The sequence below is a fragment of the Mycobacterium sp. TH-M25 genome (genome assembly GCF_057473665.1).
On record NZ_JBYCLA010000535.1, the window covers coordinates 1 to 6332 of the forward strand.

General features: G+C 66.9%; 8 protein-coding genes. 5 read left to right on the forward strand and 3 right to left on the reverse strand.

Going from position 1 to position 6332, the window contains the following annotated elements; genetic code table 11:
• A partial coding sequence (locus AC2VOU_RS17900) for a carboxyl transferase domain-containing protein (protein WP_486958582.1) occupies positions 1-390 on the reverse strand: 390 nt, incomplete at its 3' end.
• A 162-nt stretch (positions 391-552) separates the two neighbouring features.
• On the opposite strand from AC2VOU_RS17900, the gene AC2VOU_RS17905 reads away from it, so the two are divergent.
• Positions 553-1386 (forward strand): biotin--[acetyl-CoA-carboxylase] ligase, encoded by an 834-nt coding sequence (locus AC2VOU_RS17905; protein WP_486958583.1) that lies wholly within the window; start codon positions 553-555, stop codon positions 1384-1386.
• A gap of 100 nt (positions 1387-1486) precedes the next feature.
• On the forward strand, positions 1487-2005 hold the full coding sequence (locus AC2VOU_RS17910) for a PH domain-containing protein (RefSeq protein WP_486958584.1): 519 nt from the start codon (positions 1487-1489) through the stop codon (positions 2003-2005).
• Here the strand turns inward: AC2VOU_RS17910 and AC2VOU_RS17915 are convergent.
• On the reverse strand, positions 1960-2616 hold the full coding sequence (locus tag AC2VOU_RS17915) for a GtrA family protein (RefSeq protein WP_486958585.1): 657 nt from the start codon (positions 2614-2616) through the stop codon (positions 1960-1962). The two genes, AC2VOU_RS17910 and AC2VOU_RS17915, sit on opposite strands and share 46 nt — an antisense overlap.
• Positions 2617-2693: 77 nt before the next feature.
• Here AC2VOU_RS17915 and AC2VOU_RS17920 point away from each other — a divergent pair, with 77 nt between their 5' ends.
• From AC2VOU_RS17920 to AC2VOU_RS17930, 3 genes are read left to right on the forward strand one after another with little or no spacing between them, the layout of a single operon-like run.
• Positions 2694-3956 carry a 5-(carboxyamino)imidazole ribonucleotide synthase gene (locus tag AC2VOU_RS17920; RefSeq protein ID WP_486958589.1) on the forward strand — a complete coding sequence of 421 codons (1263 nt, stop codon included), beginning with the start codon at positions 2694-2696 and terminating at the stop codon, positions 3954-3956.
• A complete protein-coding gene (gene purE / locus AC2VOU_RS17925) occupies positions 3953-4471 on the forward strand; it encodes a 5-(carboxyamino)imidazole ribonucleotide mutase (RefSeq protein WP_486958586.1) in 519 nt (172 codons plus the stop codon). The genes AC2VOU_RS17920 and purE overlap by 4 nt, the downstream gene beginning before the upstream one ends.
• Before the next feature lie 35 nt (positions 4472-4506).
• Positions 4507-5676: an acyl-CoA dehydrogenase gene (locus AC2VOU_RS17930; protein ID WP_486958587.1), complete on the forward strand. Its 1170-nt coding sequence runs from the start codon at positions 4507-4509 to the stop codon at positions 5674-5676.
• On the opposite strand, the gene AC2VOU_RS17935 is transcribed toward AC2VOU_RS17930, so the two are convergent.
• Positions 5640-6332, reverse strand: a 693-nt coding sequence (locus AC2VOU_RS17935; RefSeq protein WP_486958588.1) for a DUF2127 domain-containing protein, incomplete at its 5' end; no start/stop codon positions are given. The genes AC2VOU_RS17930 and AC2VOU_RS17935 overlap by 37 nt on opposite strands.

The following is a 6332-nucleotide window of genomic DNA, read 5'->3' on the forward strand; positions in this document are numbered from 1 at the left end:
GACGATCTTCTCGCCGTAGACCTCGCCGAGGCTGCCGCCGAACACCGTGGCGTCCTGGCTGAAGATGCAGACATCGCGGCCGTCGATGGTGCCGTAGCCGGTGACCACACCATCACCGAGCGGACGGTTCTTGTCCAGCCCGAAGTTGGTGCTGCGGTGCCGGGCCAGCGCGTCGAGCTCGACGAATGATCCCTCGTCGAGCAGGGCGTAAATGCGTTCGCGCGCAGTCAGTTTGCCCTTCTCGTGCACCCTTTCCACGGCGGCTTCGCCGACCGGGTGCAGCGCCTCCCCGCTGCGCTTGCGCAGTTCGGCGAGTTTGCCCGCGGTGGTGTGAATGTCGATCTCGTGCTCGGCTTGTGCCTCGACCGCAGTCTCGGAAGTGCTCGTCATGGTGAAAGATCTTAGCGGTCCCTTAAATTGTGATCCCGCACCCCGCACGCCGCGTCGGCGACATGCCGAGTGTGCGCCCATGGCGCCGAGCCTGCGTCTGGGGTGGGATTTTTGCGAAAGTCCCGCAGTCGGCGCACAGTGGAAGCCCTGGGTTCACACTCGATGGACAGGGAGGGCGGCATCGTGCCAGCCGAAGCCTCACTGGCACCCCTGGATGCCGCGGCCTTGCGCGACGGGCTGGTCGGGCCGGGCCTGCCCTGGGGCCACCTCGACGTCGTCGCCGAAACCGGTTCCACCAACGCCGATCTGCTCGCGCGAGCCCAGGGCGGCGCCGAGATCGACGGGTCGGTGCTGTTGGCGGAATACCAGAGCGCCGGTCGAGGGCGCCACGGCAGGCAATGGTCGGCGCCGCCGCGCACCCAGGTGGCGCTGTCGGCGGGGGTGGCCGGCGGGTCAGTGCCCCGCGGGGGCTGGGGTTGGCTGCCGTTGGCCACCGGCATCGCCGTCGTCGACGCGTTGGCGACCATCGGTGTAGCGGCTGGCCTGAAGTGGCCGAATGACGTGCTGGTGGACGGCGGCAAGCTGGCCGGCATCCTGGCCGAGGTGGCCGCGCCGGCGCCGACGATCGTGGTCGGGGTCGGGGTCAACGTGCTGCTGACCGCAGAGCAAGCGCCGGATCCGCGCGCCACCTCGCTGCTGATGCTGGGTGCGTCGACGACCGATCGAATTGTTCTGGCGCGCAAGATTCTTCGCGAATTGGCGCGCCGCGTTGACGCCTGGCGCACTGCCGGCGGCGCCGATGCGGCGCTGATTGCCGACTATCAGCACCACAGCCTGACGCTGAATTCCCGGGTACGGGCCAGCATGCCCGGCGGCCGAGAGGTGGTCGGGATGGCTCGGCATGTCGACGAGACCGGACGCCTGTGCGTCGACACCGGCGCAGAGACGGTGGCGATATCTGCCGGAGACATCACGCACCTGCGGCCCGGCGGTTAAGGTTTGCGATCGCGCGAACGTGCGCAGAATGCTGCCTCCAACGGCGTGTTTGTGTGCAAACACGCACGCTCGTGCCGACGGTAGCGTTTAAAGTGCCAGCGTGAGCTACCCCGACAACGTGCTGGCGGGCGACGAGCAGGTGGTGCTGCACCGCCATCCGCATTGGAAGCGACTGCTGTGGCCGGTCGTTGTTCTGGTTCTGGCCAGCGCGGCGGCGTCGTTCGGTTGCGCGGTGACCAGCGGCACGGCCTGGGACCACAACACCAAACAGGTGGTCTTCTGGGTGATCGGGGCCAGTTGGCTGGCGTTGATCGGCTGGCTGACCCTGTGGCCGTTCTTGGGTTGGCTCACCACACATTTCGTCATCACCGACCGTCGGGTGATGTACCGGCACGGGGTGCTGAGCCGCAGCGGCATCGACATTCCGCTGGCCCGGATCAACAGCGTGGAGTTTCGCCACCGGTTGATCGATCGGATATTGCGCACCGGCACGCTGGTCGTCGAGTCGGCATCACAGGATCCACTGGAATTTTACGATATTCCGCGCGTGGAGCAGGTCCACGCGCTGCTGTATCACGAAGTTTTCGACACCCTGGGCTCCGACGAATCGCCGAGCTGATTCACCCGGCTGCGGCGCGTGCGCCACGCCCGCATCAGCGTGACGTTGCCGGTCTCCTCGACGTCTTCGAAAATCTCGGCGATACCGCCGGCGGTGAGCGACTCCAGCGCTTGGTCTCCGCTGCGGGCCGACTCGTCCGGGAACACCCAGCGCCGGAATGCCCAGAACCGGAATGCCATCTGCAGCAGGTTGCCGATGATGTAGGCCGAGACGAAGTCGGCGACGTTCTCCGCGGTCAATGACACCGCGGGAACGCGGAAGTCCAGGACGTAGGTCGACACCCACAGCGGCGCCATGCTCAGCAGCACTCCGACGCCGCTGAACGCGAAGAACAGCAGCGCCTCGTGGTGACGCTCGCGGCCGCCGCGATCCCGGAAGCTCCATTCCCGGTTCAAGATGTAGGACGCGATGACCGCGACGATGCCGGCGATGACCTTGGCGGTCACCGGCTTGGGCTCCAGGATCGTCAGCTTGAGCGTGTAAAAAATCGACGAGTCGATGACGAACGTGGTCGCGCCGACTATCGCGAACTTGATCAACTCGTGATGGCGCTCGGCGTAGGGGCGGATCGGCCCCGGCAATCGGGCGATCGTGGCATCGGCGAAGGACACAATGTCGCAGTGTACGTATTGCTTGTTAAGGGTGCTCTGTGACTGCGTCAGACGACCCGGCCGGCGGCCATGACACCATGATTGCCGTGCCGAAGACCCCTAACTCCGCGCCCAAGGTTGCCATGGTCGGCGGCGGCCAGCTCGCCCGGATGACCCATCAGGCGGCGATAGCGCTGGGTCAGAGCCTGCGGGTGCTGGCCGAATCCGACGACGATCCGGCCGCGCAGGTCAGTCCCGACGTGATCATCGGCTCGCACACCGACCTCGACGCTCTGCGGCGCGTCGCCGACGGCGCCACCGCGCTCACCTTCGACCACGAACATGTGCCTTCTGAGCTGCTGGAAAAGCTGGTCGCCGAGGGCGTCAACGTGACGCCGCCGCCGCAGGCATTGGTCCACGCGCAGGACAAGATCGTCATGCGCCGGCGCCTGCATGCCTTCGGTGCCCCGATGCCGCGATTCGCGGCCGTCGACACCATCGATGACGTGAATGCCTTCGCGCGGCTGGTCGACGGCCCCCTGGTGGTCAAGGCGGGCCGCGGCGGTTACGACGGGCGGGGGGTTCGGATGGCTGTCGATGTGACCGAGGCCCGCGAGATCGCCGGCCGATACTGGGATTCCGGAGTGCCGGTACTGCTCGAGGAGCGGGTCGCGATGCGTCGGGAGCTGTCGGCGCTGGTGGCGCGTTCGCCGTTCGGGCAGGGCGCGGCGTGGCCGGTGGTCCAGACGATCCAGCGCGACGGGATTTGCGTGCTGGTGGTCGCGCCGGCCCCGGACCTGTCCGAGGACGTCGGCGCCGCGGCTCAGCAGCTGGCACTCGGGCTGGCGGCCGAACTCGGGGTGGTGGGCGTGCTGGCCGTCGAGCTGTTCGAAACCGTCGAGGGGAAGCTGCTGGTCAACGAGCTGGCGATGCGCCCACACAATTCCGGGCACTGGACCATGGACGGCTCGCGGACCAGCCAGTTCGAGCAGCACCTGCGCGCGGTGCTGGACTACCCTCTCGGTGACACCGCGGCCATCGCCCCGGTCACGGTGATGGCCAATGTGCTGGGCGCCGCCGAGCGGATGCCGCACATGTCCATGGATGAGCGGCTACACCACCTGTTCGCGCGGATGCCCGACGCCCGGGTGCACCTCTACGGCAAGGAAGAACGACCGGGCCGCAAGATCGGCCACATCAACGTCCTCGGCGAGGATGGTGCCGAGTTGGCAAACCTGCGTGAACGCGCCGAACGCGCGGCACACTGGTTGTCAGCGGCGGAATGGACGGACGGATGGGATCCACATGCCGCGGCGACGATGCAGAGCGCGGAGCGCGATGAGGAGGAGCGGCGCCAATGACCAGTGAGTCGGCGCGCGTCGGCGTGATCATGGGCAGCGACAGCGACTGGTCGGTGATGTCCGACGCCGCCGACGCGCTGGCCGAGTTCGACGTTGCCCACGAGATCGGGGTGTACTCGGCGCATCGCACCCCGCAGCGGATGCTCGACTACGCCCAGCAGGCTGCCGGCCGGGGCATCGAGGTGATCATCGCCGGCGCCGGCGGCGCGGCCCACCTGCCCGGCATGGTGGCTTCGGCTACGCCGCTGCCGGTGATCGGTGTCCCGGTACCGCTGGCCAAGCTGGACGGGCTGGATTCGTTGCTGTCGATCGTGCAGATGCCGGCCGGGGTCCCGGTGGCGACGGTGTCGATCGGTGGCGCCCGCAACGCCGGCCTGCTCGCGGTCCGCATCCTGGGTGCGTCGGATCCGGTTCTGCGCAGCCGGATGGCGGCTTTCCAGCAGGAGTTGGCCGAGTCGGTGCTGGCCAAGGATTCGGCACTCAAACAGCGTCAAGGTAAAGTTACCGATGAGTAGCGCCGTGCAGGCGGGCACAAAAAGGGGAGGCCAAGATGGCTCAGTGGGCCGGAGATTCGTCGTTCGAGCTGTTCCAGCTGCCTGACGAGCACAACGAGTTGCGCGCGGCGATCCGCGCGCTGGCCGAAAAGGAGATCGCGCCCTACGCCGCCGAGGTCGACGAGCAGTCGCGGTTCCCGGAGGAGGCTTTGAAGGCGCTCAACGCGTCGGGCTTCAACGCCGTGCACGTGCCCGAGGCCTACGACGGACAGGGCGCCGATTCGGTGGCCGCGTGCATCGTGATCGAGGAAGTGGCCCGGGTCGACGCGTCCGCGTCGCTGATCCCGGCGGTCAACAAGCTGGGCACAATGGGCCTGATCCTGCGCGGATCCGAAGAACTGAAGAAGCAGGTGCTGCCGACGCTGGCCAACGACGGGTTGATGGCGTCCTATGCGCTCAGTGAGCGTGAGGCCGGCAGCGACGCGGCGGGTATGAAAACGCGGGCGAAGGCCGACGGCGACGACTGGATTCTCAACGGCGCCAAGGCCTGGATCACCAACGGTGGCAAGTCATCGTGGTACACGGTGATGGCGGTGACCGACCCCGACAAGGGCGCCAACGGCATCTCGGCGTTCATGGTGCACATCGACGACGAAGGCTTCACCGTCGGCCCGAAGGAACGCAAGCTCGGGATCAAGGGCTCGCCCACCACCGAGCTGTACTTCGAGAACTGCCGGATTCCCGGCGACCGGATGATCGGCGAGCCGGGTACCGGCTTCAAGACCGCGCTGGCGACCCTGGACCACACCCGGCCCACGATCGGCGCGCAGGCGGTCGGAATCGCACAGGGCGCGGTCGACGCCGCCATCGCCTACACCAAGGACCGCAAGCAGTTCGGCAAGTCGATCAGCGAATTCCAGGGCGTGCAGTTCATGCTGGCCGACATGGCGATGAAGGTCGAAGCCGCGCGGCTGATGGTCTATCATGCCGCCGCCCGCGCCGAGCGCGGCGAGGGCAACCTGGGCTTCATCTCCGCGGCGTCGAAATGCTTCGCCTCCGACGTGGCGATGGAAGTCACCACCGACGCCGTGCAGTTGTTCGGCGGCGCCGGATACACCGTCGACTTCCCGGTGGAACGGTTCATGCGCGACGCCAAGATCACCCAGATCTACGAGGGCACCAACCAGATTCAGCGCGTAGTGATGTCGCGTGCACTACTGCGCTGACGGCTCGCGGTACCGGCACCGACAGTCGTTGCGCCGGAAGTGGTTCCGCTGAGCGCAGCGCTCTCGACGCTGAGCAGGCTTTCGGCTGCATGCTCTTCCCGATAGGCCTCGTCGCCGCCGTTCAGCCCGAACAGGCGCTTGCTCCACAGCAGCCATATCACCGCGACGATGTTGACGGTCAAGGCGAAAATCCTGAGTGCCGTTACCTTTTCGGTCAGCTCGTAGATCTCCAACGGAAGAAAGACGCTGGTGGCGACGACGGCGAAGTACTCGCCCCACCGCTGCATCAGCCACAGCCCTACCGCCTCGACGATTTCGATCAGCGCGTACCCGGCCAGGCCGATCGCGATCCACTGCAGCGTCGACGACGACAACGCGAAGGCATGGGTGATCTGGTGAACGAGCCTGGAGTTGTCCGGATCCCAGCCGATCTGGTTGGCCAGCGGCTTCAACAACGGCATGTCGCGGTCCACGACGTGCTGCCAATGTTCACGGGAGCCACTGAATTTCACCACGCCAGCCGACAGCAGTAGGAAGGCAACGGCGCGAAATGCGCGTTCGACAGCGAGTGCGCGCATCAGTGTGCGGTCGCGCAGGAACCGCCCGCGGGGGATTTCCGGTGCGGTGTTCGCCGGTCCACTGCGTCGTGGCGGACC